14 protein-coding genes are annotated in these 14,632 nt (G+C 61.9%); 4 read left to right on the top strand and 10 right to left on the bottom strand.

Annotated features, from left to right (window positions below):
• Nucleotides 1-11: 11 nt before the first annotated feature.
• On the bottom strand, nucleotides 12-626 hold the full coding sequence (locus LCF60_RS00530) for a ribonuclease H-like domain-containing protein (RefSeq protein ID WP_292289053.1): 615 nt from the start codon (nucleotides 624-626) through the stop codon (nucleotides 12-14).
• Nucleotides 627-1,534: 908 nt separating this feature from the next.
• Here LCF60_RS00530 and LCF60_RS00525 point away from each other — a divergent pair.
• Nucleotides 1,535-2,224 carry a sugar transferase gene (locus tag LCF60_RS00525; protein WP_292289052.1) on the top strand — a complete coding sequence of 230 codons (690 nt, stop codon included), beginning with the start codon at nucleotides 1,535-1,537 and terminating at the stop codon, nucleotides 2,222-2,224.
• Here LCF60_RS00525 and LCF60_RS00520 read toward each other — a convergent pair whose 3' ends face one another.
• The 3 genes from LCF60_RS00520 to LCF60_RS00510 all read right to left on the bottom strand — a co-directional run bounded on the left by LCF60_RS00520 (nucleotide 2,225) and on the right by LCF60_RS00510 (nucleotide 4,544).
• On the bottom strand, nucleotides 2,225-2,779 hold the full coding sequence (locus tag LCF60_RS00520) for an NAD(P)H-dependent oxidoreductase (RefSeq protein WP_292289051.1): 555 nt from the start codon (nucleotides 2,777-2,779) through the stop codon (nucleotides 2,225-2,227).
• Nucleotides 2,780-2,907: 128 nt separating this feature from the next.
• Nucleotides 2,908-3,576 (bottom strand): OmpA family protein, encoded by a 669-nt coding sequence (locus tag LCF60_RS00515; protein ID WP_292289050.1) that lies wholly within the window; start codon nucleotides 3,574-3,576, stop codon nucleotides 2,908-2,910.
• Between the two features lie 116 nt (nucleotides 3,577-3,692).
• Nucleotides 3,693-4,544, bottom strand: coding sequence for a bifunctional helix-turn-helix domain-containing protein/methylated-DNA--[protein]-cysteine S-methyltransferase (locus LCF60_RS00510; protein ID WP_292289049.1), 852 nt, complete (start codon nucleotides 4,542-4,544; stop codon nucleotides 3,693-3,695).
• A 123-nt stretch (nucleotides 4,545-4,667) separates the two neighbouring features.
• Between LCF60_RS00510 and nth the strand changes: the two genes are divergently transcribed.
• Together nth and LCF60_RS00500 are read left to right on the top strand one after the other, a co-directional pair.
• Nucleotides 4,668-5,312, top strand: coding sequence for an endonuclease III (nth, locus tag LCF60_RS00505; protein WP_292289048.1), 645 nt, complete (start codon nucleotides 4,668-4,670; stop codon nucleotides 5,310-5,312).
• On the top strand, nucleotides 5,309-6,301 hold the full coding sequence (locus tag LCF60_RS00500; protein ID WP_292289047.1) for an adenosine kinase: 993 nt from the start codon (nucleotides 5,309-5,311) through the stop codon (nucleotides 6,299-6,301). Before nth ends, LCF60_RS00500 begins: the two co-directional genes overlap by 4 nt.
• Before the next feature lie 29 nt (nucleotides 6,302-6,330).
• Here LCF60_RS00500 and LCF60_RS00495 read toward each other — a convergent pair whose 3' ends face one another.
• From LCF60_RS00495 to LCF60_RS00480, 4 genes are all read right to left on the bottom strand, one after another.
• A complete protein-coding gene (locus tag LCF60_RS00495) occupies nucleotides 6,331-7,518 on the bottom strand; it encodes a crosslink repair DNA glycosylase YcaQ family protein (protein ID WP_292289046.1) in 1,188 nt (395 codons plus the stop codon).
• 33 nt (nucleotides 7,519-7,551) lie between these two features.
• Nucleotides 7,552-8,355, bottom strand: coding sequence for a glutaredoxin (locus LCF60_RS00490; RefSeq protein WP_292289045.1), 804 nt, complete (start codon nucleotides 8,353-8,355; stop codon nucleotides 7,552-7,554).
• A 72-nt stretch (nucleotides 8,356-8,427) separates the two neighbouring features.
• The gene (polA, locus tag LCF60_RS00485) at nucleotides 8,428-11,232 is read right to left on the bottom strand and encodes a DNA polymerase I (RefSeq protein WP_292289044.1); all 2,805 of its coding nucleotides are present in this window, start codon (nucleotides 11,230-11,232) and stop codon (nucleotides 8,428-8,430) included.
• A 169-nt stretch (nucleotides 11,233-11,401) separates the two neighbouring features.
• Nucleotides 11,402-11,587 carry a zinc-finger domain-containing protein gene (locus tag LCF60_RS00480; RefSeq protein WP_292289043.1) on the bottom strand — a complete coding sequence of 62 codons (186 nt, stop codon included), beginning with the start codon at nucleotides 11,585-11,587 and terminating at the stop codon, nucleotides 11,402-11,404.
• Nucleotides 11,588-11,663: 76 nt separating this feature from the next.
• On the opposite strand from LCF60_RS00480, the gene LCF60_RS00475 reads away from it, so the two are divergent.
• Complete coding sequence (locus tag LCF60_RS00475) at nucleotides 11,664-12,581, top strand: ABC transporter ATP-binding protein (RefSeq protein WP_292289042.1); 918 nt, start codon at nucleotides 11,664-11,666, stop codon at nucleotides 12,579-12,581.
• 50 nt (nucleotides 12,582-12,631) lie between these two features.
• On the opposite strand, the gene LCF60_RS00470 is transcribed toward LCF60_RS00475, so the two are convergent.
• Both LCF60_RS00470 and LCF60_RS00465 read right to left on the bottom strand, forming a co-directional pair.
• Nucleotides 12,632-13,003, bottom strand: coding sequence for a histidine triad nucleotide-binding protein (locus LCF60_RS00470; RefSeq protein ID WP_292289041.1), 372 nt, complete (start codon nucleotides 13,001-13,003; stop codon nucleotides 12,632-12,634).
• Between the two features lie 10 nt (nucleotides 13,004-13,013).
• Complete coding sequence (locus LCF60_RS00465; protein WP_292289040.1) at nucleotides 13,014-14,591, bottom strand: DUF5928 domain-containing protein; 1,578 nt, start codon at nucleotides 14,589-14,591, stop codon at nucleotides 13,014-13,016.
• Nucleotides 14,592-14,632: the final 41 nt, after the last annotated feature.

The following is a 14,632-nucleotide window of genomic DNA, read 5'->3' as shown; positions in this document are numbered from 1 at the left end:
GATCCCGTGCGTCAGGAATGCGCAAAGATGTCGGTGTCCGGCCAGCCTGCAAGATCGAGATTCGCGCGTGTCGGCAGAAAGTCGAAACAGGCCTGCGCCAGCTCTGCCCGGCCTTCGCGTTCGAGCATCGCCTGCAACGCGTCACGAAGCCGGTGCAGGTAAAGCACATCGGAGGCCGCATATTCGATTTGTGCCTGGCTCAGCTTCCCTGCGCCCCAATCGCTGGATTGCTGCTGTTTCGAGATGTCGATCCCCAGGTGTTCCTGCAACAGCACCTTCAACCCGTGCCGGTCAGTATAGGTGCGCACGAGTCGGCTCGCGATCTTCGTGCAATAGACCGGTGCCGTGACCACGCCAAAGGCGTTTTGCAGCGCGGCGATGTCGAACCGGCCGAAGTGAAAGAGCTTGAGGATAGCCGGATCGGTCAGAAGCCGCTCCAGGTTGGGAGCCGAGGTCTGGCCCTTTTCCATCTGCACCAGATGCGCCGTGCCATCGCCTCCGGAAAGCTGGACAACACACAGCCTGTCGCGGTGCGGATGCAGCCCCATCGTCTCGCAATCGATGGCAACCTCCCGCCCAAGGTCAAGGCCATCTGGCAGGTCGCGGGTATAGACTTTGTGGGACATGGGAAGTTTCCTCGGTCAGGGGCAACAACCGGCAGATAGACCGTCTCAGATTGTGGCGCAACCTGTCCGGCTTTGCCTCAGTTTTTCCCGATTCTCTCAATCTGGACATGATTCGACCCGATATGTGGCAACTGCCTTGTTTCACCTGTCGTAATTCCGCCCAATATATTACAATATGTTACAACTTGTGATCGGTGTTTTTCGGAGCGTTCCGGGGTCTTGCGAGGCCCCGATCCCCGGCTCTGCCCTGGTCTCCGCGAAGCGTATTGTTGCGAGTTCTCGAACAGTGAACCAGCGCAGAAACATAGGACACGTTACCGCAACAGTTTCCGCTGCTGAAACAGACCGGACAGGATCGGCTTGATTGATGCTGCATTGCGGTAAAAATCGGCATCAAATCTGCACCGGCACGATCATTTGACACGGATCATCATTAAAGCGGTCCGGAAAAAGATTCTTTTGTTACGAATGTTTAATGGCCAGATCGGGCACCGGGAGCCGGATGCATCCTTGATTGCGCACGATTTGTAAAAAGTGAACTTGTGGATAAATCGGCGAAAATGCGCCGCATTTCAACACATCCCAGGATTGAGTTCCGGGTGGGAATGCCCGTGAAAGTTTCCCCTCCATCTGAAAGTTGACCCAATTAAGGCGCAAGGCCATAAAGAGGTCATGATTTGGCAGACCACATTCCTGCCATGTTTCGTTTGGCACTGGGGGGTTGGTGCTTCCATCTGGGAGTTGCGTAAGGTTCGTCTGCTGAAGTCTGCCATGTAGTCTGAAAATCTGGTTGACGGGTGAAAATCCGGTCTCAGTGCTTGTCGCCCCGCGCTTCAAGCACACAGATTTTGCGCGCCATCGGCAATCCGGCATGCGGCCCGAGCACATAGGGTAAAAAGGGTGTTCAAATGACACTGCATATTCGCCAACCTCTGCCTGGCACCGACATTGAATCGCTCGTCAATGCGGCCTTCACGACATCCGGACCGAAAAGCCTCTACCGCGATCACCTCAAGCGCGGCGTCGATATCCTGCTTGTGCTGATGGCGGCGGCTCCGGTGATGCTGGTTCTTGGCGTCTGCGCATTGCTCGTGGCTCTGGACGGCGGATCGCCATTCTACCACCAGACCCGCATTGGCCGGTTCGGCAAGCCCTTCAAGCTGTGGAAGCTGCGCAGCATGGTCCCAAATGCCGACCAGGCGCTTGAAGATCACCTGGCCCGGAACCCAGCGGCACGCGCCGAATGGGATCGCAACCAGAAGCTTCGCCATGATCCGCGCATCACGACAGTCGGCCAGATCCTGCGCAAGACATCGCTGGATGAACTTCCGCAATTGTGGAACGTTCTCAAGGGCGACATGTCGCTGGTCGGTCCGCGCCCGATGATGGTCGATCAGCAGACGCTCTACCCCGGCTCTGCCTATTACGCCCTGCGTCCGGGATTGACCGGCTTCTGGCAGGTATCCGTCCGCCACGAGAGCAGCTTTGCCGAACGCGCGCATTACGATGCCGAATACCTGTCCAAGGTGACTTTCGCCCAGGACGTTTCGGTGATCTGGAAAACCGTGAGCGTGGTCACCAAGGGCACCGGCTGCTGATCAGCCCGCCTGGTTCGCCTCTGCGGTGCGGCGCAGTATCTGCATCAATTCATCAAGCGCTTTGGCATTGATTTCATTTGTCAGGCGCCCGTCCTCGTCCCATTGCTGGAATGTGGCCCCGACAAGGACTTCCGGACCGGGAACGATATGCGGACGGAACGGCGTGAGGCAGAGCCGCGCCATGTTCTGGGTCCTCTCGCCGCCGGCGCGGCCTGCCGTGGCAGACATCAGGGCCACGGGTTTTCCGGCCCAGGGCGCTCCCGATGTCCGGCTGACCCAGTCGAGCGCGTTCTTGAGCACCCCGGAAATACCCTTGTTGTATTCCGGTGTGGCGACGATCACCGCGTCTGCTTCGGCGATCTGGTCCGACAGGGTTTGCACCGCCTCGGGAATGCCCGAGTCGTTTTCAAGATCGCCGTCGTAAAGCGGAACGCGCAGATCGGCTTCGACAAAGTCGGACGGTCCGAACCGGCGCGCAGCTTCGCGCATGAGAAGTCTGTTGGTCGATGCGCTCCGCAAGGAACCGCAAAGTCCCAGCAGTTTGAGAGTGGCCATGTCTGTCTCCTGTTGATCGCAGTGCCACTTGGTCCCCGATCACAGCCTGACAACCCGCAAGCCATGGGACGCGCGCAAAAAAACCCGCACCAGGAAGGTGCGGGCCATGGTGTTCAAGGGATCCGGGATCAGGCGTTCGGAAGGATCACGATCTCGACCCGGCGGTTCTGTGCCCGGCCGTCCGGTGTCAGGTTGCTGGCGATCGGTTGATCTTCGCCGCGGCCGATGCTCTGGATTCGGAAGGACGGAACGCCTTCGCTCATCAGGATGTTCGCGACCGATTGCGCGCGTTGCCGCGACAGGTTCAGGTTGTACTGCGCGTCACCCGTGTTGTCGGTGTGGCCGATGACCTGAACGGACGTGTTCGGATAGGCCAACAGGTTCTGCCCCACCGTGCGCAGGTCACGTTGCAGATCGGGGCGCAAGGATGCGCTGTCCGTGGCGAACAGGATGTCCTGCGGCAGGGTCACGATGAGACGTTCACCCGTGTTGCGGATCGTCACGTTGTCATTGCCGATCTGTGCGCGCAGGTCTGCTTCCTGCCTGTCGAGGCGGTTGCCGATGAGGGCACCACCACCACCCCCGATGATCGCGCCTGCCGCGGCATTGCGGCGACGCTCTTCGGGGTCGTTGCCCATCAGCGCGCCGATGGCGGCACCCGCACCCGCGCCGACAAGCGCGCCGGTCTTGGTCTGGCGGTTCGGGTCGTTCGGATCGTTGAATGTGCCTGTCGTACAGGCCGAGAGAACCAGGGCACCGGAAAGCGCCAAGGCCATGGAGAATTTGGATAGTATCATAGTGTTTCGCCTCATGTGACTGTGCCCAATGCTATGGGTCTTGCTGTTGCTATGCGATAACATACCCGGACGAACACCTTAAGTCCGGTGAAATCGGCACGTTTCCGCGCACGCGATCACGCTTCGACGCGGGCGGATTCCCAGGCGAGGATGCTGCGCTTGACCGGCAGACCCCAGTGATAGCCGCCCAGACCACCGGATTTGCGCAGCGCCCGGTGGCATGGAATCAGGTAGCTGACAGGGTTCCGCCCAACGGCCGTTCCCACGGCACGCACCGCCTTGGGATGCCCGATGTAATCGGCGATCTCGGAATATGTCGTCACATGGCCCGACGGAATCTGCATCAGCGCTTCCCAGACCTTGATCTGGAACGGTGCGCCGATCATGAAAAGCGGCGTTTCGTGCGAGACCTCGCCTGCGCCGAACGCGCTGTCGACCCAAGGGCGCAGGCGGTCGGCATCTTCGACATAGACCGCGTTGGGCCAGCGCCCGACCAAATCCTGCCAAGCATTTGCGGTGCCGGTCTCGGAGGCAAAGCCGATCCCGCAAAGCCCCTTGTCGGTGCCCATGACAAGTGCCGGGCCGAAGGGGCTGTCGAACCAGCCCCAGTAGATCGTCAGCCCGTCGCCCTTGCGTGCGAACTCACCGGGACTCATCGCCTCCCATCGGATGAAAAGGTCGTGCAATCGCCCGCTGCCCGACAGGCCCGAGGCATGCGCGGCCGCCAACGTGGTAAAGCGCTCCGACAGAAGCGCCTTGGCGTGGCCCAGCGTCAGGTATTGCTGGTACCGCTTCGGGCTGACCCCGACCCAGCGCGAGAACACCCGTTGGAAATGCGCCGGGCTCATGTTCATCTGTGCCGCAAGTTCGTCGAGCGTCACCGACGGCCCGGCCTGATCGATCACGTCGAGCGCGCGGCGCATGACGTTGAAATGATACCCCTGCGTGTCTTCGGTCAGGCTTTGCATCGGAGCGGCCTTTCTTTGTGTCAGCTTGCCCCGTGATACCCCGATGTCACGGACGCATTCGACCCGAAAGCTGCGCAAGCAACACGCTTGCCCCCAAATTCGTCGCGCGGCATACGGGGTGCAATGGCTAGGCAGCTTGATTACCACATGATCCGCGAGATCTTTACCCGCTTTCAGGCGGTGGACCCCGAACCCAAGGGGGAGCTTGATCACGTCAACGCCTACACCCTTGTCGTTGCGGTCGCGCTGTCGGCGCAGGCCACGGATATCGGCGTGAACAAGGCCACGCGCGACCTGTTCAAGATCGCGGATACGCCGGAAAAGATGCTCGAACTGGGCGAAGAGGGCGTGACCGAGCATATCAAGACGATCGGTCTTTACCGGAACAAGGCCAAGAACGTCATCAAGCTGAGCCGCATTCTGGTCGATGAGTACGGCGGCGAAGTGCCCAATTCCCGCGCCGCGTTGGAAAGCCTGCCCGGCGTGGGGCGCAAGACGGCCAATGTGGTGCTGAACATGTGGTGGCACTATCCGGCGCAGGCGGTCGATACGCATATTTTTCGCGTCGGCAACCGCACCGGCATCTGCCCCGGCAAGGACGTGGTGGCAGTTGAACGCGCCATCGAAGACCATATTCCGGTCGATTTTCAACATCACGCCCATCACTGGCTGATCCTGCACGGGCGCTACACCTGCGTGGCGCGAAAACCCAAATGCGGCGTCTGCGTGATCCGCGATCTCTGTCAATTCGAGGACAAGACCGAATGAGCAAGAAATACCAGGTTGTCGGCATCGGCAACGCCGTTGTCGATGTGATCGCACGGGCCGAGGACACGTTTCTGGACCTGATGGGCATTCAGAAAGGCATCATGCAGCTGGTCGAACGCGAACGCGGCGAAACGCTGTATGCCGCCATGAAGGAACGCACCCAGACGCCCGGCGGATCGGTCGCCAATACGCTGGCCGGTCTGGGCAACCTGGGGCTGCGCACCGCCTTTATCGGTCGGGTGCATGACGACGCTTTGGGGCGGTTCTATGCGGGTGCGATGGAAAAGGACGGCACCGATTTCGTGAACGCGCCGGTTCCGGGTGGGGAATTGCCCACGTCGCGGTCGATGATCTTTGTCTCGCCCGATGGTGAGCGGTCGATGAACACCTATCTGGGCATCTCTGCCGAACTAGGCCCCGAGGACGTGTCCGAAGACGTGGCGTCGCAGGCCGAGGTGGTGTTCCTCGAAGGCTACCTCTTCGACAAGGACAAGGGCAAGGACGCCTTCATCCGCACCGCCCGCACCTGCCGCGCCGCAGGCGGCAAGGCGGGCATCGCCATTTCCGACCCGTTCTGCGTCGAACGGCACCGCGACGATTTCCTGAACCTGATCGAACACGAGATGGATTACGTGATCGGCAACGAGGCCGAGATCATGTCGCTTTATCAGAACAACGATCTGGAGTCCGATCTGGCCGCCGTGGCCGCGATCTGCCCGCTGGTGGTCTGCACACGGTCGGGCGATGGCGTGTCGATCATTCACGATGGCACCCGTATCGATATCCCCGTTGAAAAGGTGGTCCCGGTGGACGCGACAGGCGCAGGCGACCAGTTCGCCGCCGGGTTCCTGTTCGGGTTGGCAACGGGGCGGGACATGGAAACCAGCGGCCGCATGGGCTGTGTCGCGGCGGCGGAAGTGATCTCGCATATCGGCCCGCGCCCCGAGACGGATCTTGAAGCGCTGTTCAGGAATGCCGGGCTGCTCTGACCCGAACCAAGCGCCGAGGGGGCGACGCTCTAGCGCACAGCGTCGAATGCAGGGCCTTGCCATGTCACGGTGGCGACACCGGCAAGGCGGGCCAGCCGACCAAGTTCACTTTCGAGCTTGCGAAGACGCTGCGCCGTCGGTTTGACCTTGGGCTCCCACCAGAGGTTGAGAATGCTCAGCCTGTCCCTGGCGCGATCCGCCTTGACCTCGATCCGGCCGACGATGCGGTCTCCCTCAAGCAGCGGATAGACGTAATATCCCCATTGGCGCTTCGCGGCCGGCACGAACATCTCGACCGTGTAGTCAAAGCCGAAAAGCCGTTTCAGCCGAACACGATCGCGGATCGCTGGATCGAACGGGTTGAGGATGCGCAGGCGTGACGTGGGCGGCGCAAGCGCGGTCAGGCGCGCCTCGATATCGGGACAGGCCAGCGCCTTGGTCCATGTCCCCTCAGCCGACTCGATCTCGACGGGAACCAGCCCCCGGGCATGGCGATCGGCCCAGTCGGACACCTCGGAAACCTCGGTCGCGTCCCAGAACTTGCGGATCTCGCCCTGCGTGCCGATGCCGAGGCGGTCGAGCGCTGCACCACAAAGCCAATCGACCTGGTCGCGGTCCGGCACCTTCTGTGCGCGCAGATGCTCGGGAAAGACCCGTTCGGCCAGATCGTAATACTTGGTGAACCCGTCGCGGTGACAGGTCGCCAGTTCGCCAGCGTACCACAGGAAATCCAGCCCGATCTTGTGCGGCGGGCGTTTCCACATCTCGCGTTTTCCGACGATCCTGGTGTCGAAATCATGGGTGCAAAGCGGGCCTTCCTCGGCGATGCGGCGCCGAATGTCGTCAAGGTGATCCTCGGCCAGATGCTTGCCGAACCACGACGACCGGCTGGCCTTGTCCTTCATCCGCCGGAACTGACGCTGCCACATCGGCAACATGTCCATCGGCAGGACCGACGCATCGTGGGTAAAATGTTCGAACACCGCCCGGTCTCGGGCCAGCAACCGGTCGAGCATCGGCTCGCGATAGGTCTGGTTGCGGCTCCAGAGGATGTGATGATGCGCGCGCGACACGACCTGGATCGTGTCAAGCTGCACAAATCCAAGCCCGCGGATCAGCGCCGCCGGGTCCAGCGGGCCGGTCGGCGTGTCGCCCAGCCCATTGACCCAAAGCCACAGGTGCCGGGCAGTGCGGTTCGGGATCTTGAGAGGGGTCACGCAGGCTCCGGGTCAGGATGGGTGTACCGCAGTCTAGAGCAGCAGCATCCAGACGCCCATCCCGGCCATGATGAGATTTTCACTCAGGGAAATCGCGCCCAGCGGCACGTTCGACCCGCCGCCCACACAGGCGCAGGTCAATTCCTGCTTGTCGATATAGACAGCCTTGATCACGCTGATCGATCCGACCGTCCCGATGAACAGGGCAACCGGGGCCACCAGCCAGATCAGCGGGCTTTGGGTGCCGATCAGGGCCATCATCCCGACACCGGAATAAAGCTCGAGGAACGGGTAGGCATAGCCATAAGGCACGTAGCGCCGGGCAAGCAGATCATATCCCAGAAAGCCGTTCACGAAGCTTCCGACATCCTGCAATTTCTGGATCGCCAATGCGGCCATCGACAGGGCGAAGAACCACTTGAGCCAGGTGAGGATCGGAAAACCGTCATAGAGGTTGAGCAGGATCGCCAGTGCGATCAGCGCGGTCGAGGCGAAAATGGCGATCACCGGCATGTAGGTGGTGTCATCCTCACCCAGCACGCGGTAGCCGAAATGTTCCTTCAGGTCGGAATAGCCGCCGATCCTCTCGCCGTCGATGAAGGTGATCGGCGTGGTCGGGACATCATGCGCCTCCTGAAAGGCATCGACCTCGTCCCGGTTGGTCAGGAGATTGTCGTCGATCTTGTACCCCTTGCGCCTCAGAAGCGACCGGGACTTGAGGCCGAACGGGCAAAGGTGCCCCGGCATCGCCATCCGGTACAGCGACGCGGTCTTGCTGTCGCCCCGGCTTTTCTCACGGGCGGCCTGCGGGCCGTCGATCATGTCGGTTGCGGTCATGTTCCGGCTCTTTCAACTCTCCGCAGGTCAACCGGAGCGCATCCAAAACGTTCCGAGCCAGACCCCGAAAGCCTAATGCGCCTTGGCCCAGTTGGCCCCCTGACCGGCATCGGCCACAAGCGGAACCGACAGCTTGATGACCGGATCGGCCGCGCCTTCCATGATCTCGCGCGCCACCTTGATAAGCGCGTCCTCGGCACCCTCCTCCACCTCGAACAGCAGTTCGTCGTGCACCTGCAACAGCATCCTGGCCGGCAAGCCGCTGATGGCATCGGGCATCCGGATCATGGCGCGGCGGATGATGTCGGCGGCGGTGCCCTGGATCGGTGCGTTGATCGCGGCGCGTTTGGCGAACCCGGCGCGCGGGCCCTTGGCGTTGATCTCGGGCGTGTGGATCACCCGACCGAACAGGGTCTCGACCCGGTTGTGTTCCTTGGCAAAGGCCGTGGTGGCGTCCATGTAGGCCTTGATTCCGGGGAAGCGTTCGAAATAGCGGTCGATGAAGCCCTGCGCCTCTGATCGGGGGATCCGCAGGTTGCGGGCAAGGCCGAAGCCCGAAATGCCGTAGATCACCCCGAAATTGATCGCCTTCGCCTGGCGGCGGACATCCGGCGTCATTTCGTCCAGCGGCACGTTGAACATCTCGGATGCGGTGGCGGCGTGGATGTCCTGCCCGTCCTTGAACGCGTCCTTGAGCGCCTGGATGTCGGCGACATGCGCCAGGATGCGCAGCTCGATCTGGCTGTAATCCAGCGACACCAGCGTCTTGCCCGGCTCGGCGACAAAGGCTTCGCGGATGCGGCGGCCTTCCTCGGAGCGCACCGGGATGTTCTGCAAATTCGGATCGGTCGAGGCAAGACGCCCGGTGTTGGCCCCGGCGATCGAATAGCAGGTATGGACGCGGCCGGTATCGGCGTTGATGTGGTCCTGCAAGGCGTCGGTATAGGTTGATTTCAGTTTCGACAGCTGCCGCCAGTCCAGCACGCGGCGCGCCAGTTCGTGTTCGGTGGCCAGATCCTCGAGCACATCCGCGCCGGTGGCATAGGCCCCGGTCTTGCCGCGCTTGCCGCCGTCGAGGCCCATTTCGTCGAACAGGATTTCGCCCAGCTGTTTCGGAGAGCCAACGTTGAACTTGCGGCCTGCGAGTTCGTAGATCTCGTGCTCGAACGCGGCCATCTTCTGGCTGAAGGCGTTCGACATGCGCGAGAGCGTATCCCGGTCCACCTTGATTCCGGCGCGCTCCATGTCGGCCAGCACGGGCACAAGCGGGCGCTCCATGCTCTCATAGACACGGGTGACATGCACGCGGTGCAGTTGCGGCTTGAACGTCAGCCAGAGCCGCAGCGTGATCTCGGCATCCTCGGCCGCGTATTTCGTGGCCTGGTCGATCGGCACCCGATCAAAGGTGATCTGGCTCTTGCCAGAGCCGATCAGCTCCTTGATCGGGATGCAGGTATGGCCAAGATAGCGTTCGGCAAGCGTGTCCATGCCGTGCCCATGCAGACCCGCATTCATCGCGTAGGACATCAGCATCGTGTCGTCGATCGGGTTCAGGTCGATCCCGTAGCGCGACATGATCTTGGCGTCGTATTTCATGTTCTGACCGATCTTCAGAACGGCCGGGTCTTCCAGCAGCGGCCTCAGCGCATCCAGCGCATCCTGCATCGCGATCTGACTCTCGGCCAGGTCGTCCGAGCCGAAAAGCCCGTCTCCGCCTTCGGCCCGATGCGCCAGCGGCACGTAACAGGCCTTGCCCGGTTCAACGCAGAGCGACAGGCCGACCAGGTCGGCGGTCATGTCATTGAGGCCGGTGGTTTCGGTGTCGAAGGCCACACGGCCCATGTCATTGGCCGCGTCGATCCAGGTCTGCAACGCGGTCAGGTCGCGCACGCATTCATAGGTGTCGGGGTCGATCACGGGCCAGACCGGCGCATCCCCCTCGGGCGGGTTCGCGCCTTCGGGCGTGCTGTCGGGGATCACCGGCGGGTCGACCTCGAGCGCTTCGGCGATACGCTTGGTCAGGGTGCGGAACTCCATTTCCGTCAGAAAGGACATCAGCCTGTCGGGGTCCGGGTCGCGGACCTCGAGATCGTCGAGCGTGAAATCAAGCGGCGTATTCACATCCAGCAGAACCAGCTTTTTCGAAAGCTCGATCTGCGCGCGTTTTTCGATCAGGGTCTCGCGGCGCTTGGGTTGCTTGATCTCCCCGGCACGCTCGAGCAACTCTTCCAGCGACCCGAACTCGTTGATCAGAAGCGCCGCCGTCTTGACGCCGATCCCCGGCGCGCCGGGCACGTTGTCGATGCTGTCGCCGGCCAGCGCCTGCACATCGACGACGCGGTCAGGATAGACGCCGAACTTTTCGAACACGCCCTCGCGGTCGATGCGGCGGTTCTTCATCGCGTCGAGCATCTCGACACCGTCGCCGACCAGTTGCATCAGGTCCTTGTCCGACGAAATGATCGTCACGCGACCACCGGCATCGCGGGCCTGGCAGGCAAGCGTCGCGATGATGTCGTCGGCCTCGAATCCTTCCTTTTCCTCGCAGGCGATGTTGAAGGCTTCGGTCGCGCGGCGGGTCAGCGGGATTTGCGGGCGCAGGTCTTCCGGCATCTCGTCGCGGTTGGCCTTGTACAGATCGTACATGTCGTTGCGGAACGTGTGACTGCCCTTGTCGAAGATCACCGCCACATGGGTGGGCGCATCGGGGCCGTGATTTCCCTCGACATATTTCTGAAGCATGTTGCAGAAGCCCGCGACCGCACCAATCGGCAGGCCATCGGACTTGCGGGATAGCGGCGGCAGCGCGTGGTAGGCGCGAAAGATGAAGGCCGAGCCGTCGATCAGGTGAAGGTGATGTCCTTTGCCGAATGCCATGTCGCGCGCCCCTGTTTTCGTGCTGCGCCAAGCTTTGCCACGGACGGCCTGCCTGTGCCAGCAGGAACCTGCGCCAGCTCACCGCGAGGTCACGACTCCCTGCGGGAAAAGCGCGCAAGAGCGTGCCGGCCGCCCAAGGACTTTCGGCCGTTCTCGCTCTGCTGCGCGGTCAGGTGTCCTGGGTGTCTGCGAAATCCTTGTGGATGAACCGGGCATCGCAGTAGCCGCATTCGACCCAGCCGGTGTCATGCGGGATTTGCAGCCAGACCCGCGGGTGACCCAGGGCCCCCTCGCCGCCGTCACAGGCGATGCGGTAGCTGTCCACGATCTTTGTTTCGGGCGCTTGCGTTGCCATCTGCTGCGTTTCCTTCACTGGCGTTTTCCACTACGAGCGGTTTAGGACGACGAGGCCAGAGGAGCAAGAGACAGCGATGACACAGGACGCCATTCAGATCGAGGGGCTGCGCAAGGTCTATACCGGCGGCAAGGAGGCCCTCAAGGACATCGACCTGACCGTTCCGCGCGGATCGGTCTTCGGCCTGCTGGGGCCGAACGGGGCCGGTAAATCCACCTTGATCAACATTCTGGCGGGTCTGGTCACGAAATCCGCCGGTCGGGTCACGATCTGGGGCTGGGATCAGGATGTGAACCCACGCCAGTCGCGCGCGTCCATCGGGGTCATGCCGCAGGAACTGAACCTCGATCCGTTCTTCACGCCACGCAGCGCGCTCGAGGTGCAGGCAGGTCTGTACGGCGTGCCGAAATCCGAACGCCGGTCGGACGAGATTCTCGAGATGGTCGGGCTGAGCGACAAGGCCGAGGCCTATGCCCGCACCCTGTCCGGAGGGATGCGGCGGCGGCTCCTGCTGGGCAAGGCGCTCGTGCACCGGCCGCATGTGCTCGTGCTGGACGAACCCACCGCGGGCGTCGATATCGAGTTGCGCCAGATGCTCTGGAACAATGTGCGCAAGCTGAACCGTGAAAACGGGATGACGATCATCCTGACGACGCATTACCTCGAAGAGGCCGAGGAGATGTGCGACGAGATCGCGATCATCAACCACGGTGCCGTGGTCGCCCGCGACAGCACGCGCAACCTCTTGGGGGCCCTGGACGCCAAGACGATGGTGATCCAGCCCGACGCAGAGGTCGGCACTCTGCCAGAGGTGGCCGGGATCGGCGTCGCCACCCGCGACGACGGCACGCTTGCAGTCACTTACCGCGCGCGACAGACCTCGGCCGAGGACGTGCTGTCGATGCTGCGCGACAACGGTGTGCGGATCCGCGACGTGCGGACCGAACAGGCCGATCTCGAAGACGTGTTCCTGTCACTCACGCGGTCGGCCTGAGGCGGGCAAGCCGCTTCGAAGCGGCTTGGCAAGCGCCTTCGAAGGCGCTTTCACCGCGCGGGTTGCAGCATCCGCCCCAGACCACGCCCGCCGAGCACATGCACATGCAGATGCGGCACTTCCTGGACACCTGCCTCGCCGGCGTTCGAGATGATCCGGTAGCCGGCCTCCTGCACGCCCTCCATCTTGCAGACCTCGCCGATCACGCGGGTGAAATCGGCGATCTCCGCATCGCTGGCCTCGAGGGCAAAATGATCATAGCAGACATATGGCCCTTTCGGGATCACCAGCACATGCACCGGCGCTTGCGGCTGAATATCGCGGAACGCCAGCGTGTGGTCGGTTTCCATGACGGTGTCGTTCGGGATCTCGCCACGCAGGATCCTGGCAAAGATGTTCTGGTCGTCATAGGCATGGGGCATGGGTGTGTCCTCAGTCTGAAAAGAGGTGATCTGTGCGCGAAATCTCGAGCGCCTGGTCGGGGGTGATGGACAGGAACCGGGTCAGCGCGGCGGCGTTGGCCTCTATGCTGTCTTCCTCGCGGATGCGCACGTAGTTTTCGAACTCGGCGTCGCGGATCCGGTCGCTTTCATGCACGATATCGTTGCGGATCGTCGGCAGCAGCCGTTCCAGCGTTTCGCGCGGCGTGCGGTCCCCGGCCAGCCCCACGCGGGTTGCATGGCCGATCAGGTAGTCATCCGAAAAACTGCACTCGACCTCGAGCAGCCGCGTCATCGCGCGATCGCGACAGAAATCCTCGAGCAGGTCGAGATTGCCGGGGTCCATGCAGATGACCATGCGATCGGTTTCGTAATAGTCGAACAGCATCCGCATCAGCGACCGCCGGTGACGATGGCGCTTGCCCAGCGTCGATTGGATGCCGCCCATGTCCGGCAGGCCGGTATCCTCTTCGTTGAAGAGGTACTCGATGCAGGGCACGTTGGTCAGCTGCCGGATGCGCGCGACAAGACGCTTGGCCACGTGCCATTTCTTGCACACCACGATCAGCAATTCGCGTTCGCGGCCCAGCGTGCTTTCGGTTTCCCAGAAGCGCGGCGCGAAACGGCGTCCGATGCGGCCCTTGCCGGTCAGGAACTTGTAGAGCGACCGGCCTTCGTTCGAGATTTCGAAATTGACGCCCCTGGCGGAATAAAGCGATCCCAGACGCTCCTTGAGTTGCACCGCTTCGGGGCTGATCTTGCGGGCGAACAGGAAATCCTGGCTGAGCAGCAGGTCATAGTGATCGTTGTAAAAGGTCACCGGCATGCCGTAATCCGAGAACATCAGGAACGTCAGCGTCCGGCATTCGATCTCGGATTCCGGTACGAGGTGCCGGACCAGCGTCTGGATACAGGTTTCATCCGGGATCCAGGTGGTGGCGAAGAACCGCTTCACATCCGGACGCGCTTTCAGGAAATCAAGGATTTTCTCCATCGTCGGGCGGCGCAGACACCACCACTGGCTGCCGATCTGGATCTCGAGATCCTCCGGCACCTGCCGGGTCAGACCGAGGCGTTTCTGTATCTCGAGGCTCTTGTAGAACAGCCACTTGTTGTTTCGTTCGTTCAGGAAGTGGCGGTAGATCAGCCGTTCTTCCTTCATGCCGGTCTTGATCCAGTCGGAGGCGAAGAAATCGAAGCTTTCAATGAAATCGGCGTCGAAGCGGTCAAGGTAGGCATGTGCGTATTCCGCGGTCTTGATCGCCTGGCAATCGCCCGACAGCATGTAGAAATGGGTGGCGCGGGGGAACGCCTCGACCGCCGCCTCCACCGCGTAAAGCGAAGCTTGCACCAGGGACCATTCCCCCCAGCCGCACTTGATGCGTTTGCGGGCAAAGGTGACATTCGGGTTGTCGGACAGCGCCGTTCGGATGGTACGGTACGCCACGGCATCGGCACGGGCGTCGAAATGGATCGCGATGTAATCTCCGACCGCCGTCAGGCTGAGCGCCTGACGGATGATCGCGTCCGGATCCTTGTGGCACAGCAATATGAAGGCAATATTTGCCATTCAGTGGATCATCTGCCCTATCTTCGCCTCGTTATTACCTT

This window comes from Marivita sp., from assembly GCF_020055635.1.
Lineage (GTDB): Bacteria > Pseudomonadota > Alphaproteobacteria > Rhodobacterales > Rhodobacteraceae > Marivita.
The sequence above is the reverse complement of the archived record's forward strand: the minus strand, read 5'-3'. Positions and strand labels throughout refer to the sequence as shown.

Bases quoted from the DNA above. Each gene is read 5' to 3' on its own strand.
- LCF60_RS00530 (WP_292289053.1), bottom strand. From the start codon at position 626: ATGTCCCACAAAGTCTATACCCGCGACCTGCCAGATGGCCTTGACCTT.
- LCF60_RS00525 (WP_292289052.1), top strand. From the start codon at position 1,535: ATGACACTGCATATTCGCCAACCTCTGCCTGGCACCGACATTGAATCG.
- LCF60_RS00520 (WP_292289051.1), bottom strand. From the start codon at position 2,779: ATGGCCACTCTCAAACTGCTGGGACTTTGCGGTTCCTTGCGGAGCGCA.
- LCF60_RS00515 (WP_292289050.1), bottom strand. From the start codon at position 3,576: ATGATACTATCCAAATTCTCCATGGCCTTGGCGCTTTCCGGTGCCCTG.
- LCF60_RS00510 (WP_292289049.1), bottom strand. From the start codon at position 4,544: ATGCAAAGCCTGACCGAAGACACGCAGGGGTATCATTTCAACGTCATG.
- nth (WP_292289048.1), top strand. From the start codon at position 4,668: ATGGCTAGGCAGCTTGATTACCACATGATCCGCGAGATCTTTACCCGC.
- LCF60_RS00500 (WP_292289047.1), top strand. From the start codon at position 5,309: ATGAGCAAGAAATACCAGGTTGTCGGCATCGGCAACGCCGTTGTCGAT.
- LCF60_RS00490 (WP_292289045.1), bottom strand. From the start codon at position 8,355: ATGACCGCAACCGACATGATCGACGGCCCGCAGGCCGCCCGTGAGAAA.
- polA (WP_292289044.1), bottom strand. From the start codon at position 11,232: ATGGCATTCGGCAAAGGACATCACCTTCACCTGATCGACGGCTCGGCC.
- LCF60_RS00480 (WP_292289043.1), bottom strand. From the start codon at position 11,587: ATGGCAACGCAAGCGCCCGAAACAAAGATCGTGGACAGCTACCGCATC.
- LCF60_RS00475 (WP_292289042.1), top strand. From the start codon at position 11,664: ATGACACAGGACGCCATTCAGATCGAGGGGCTGCGCAAGGTCTATACC.
- LCF60_RS00470 (WP_292289041.1), bottom strand. From the start codon at position 13,003: ATGCCCCATGCCTATGACGACCAGAACATCTTTGCCAGGATCCTGCGT.
- LCF60_RS00465 (WP_292289040.1), bottom strand. From the start codon at position 14,591: ATGGCAAATATTGCCTTCATATTGCTGTGCCACAAGGATCCGGACGCG.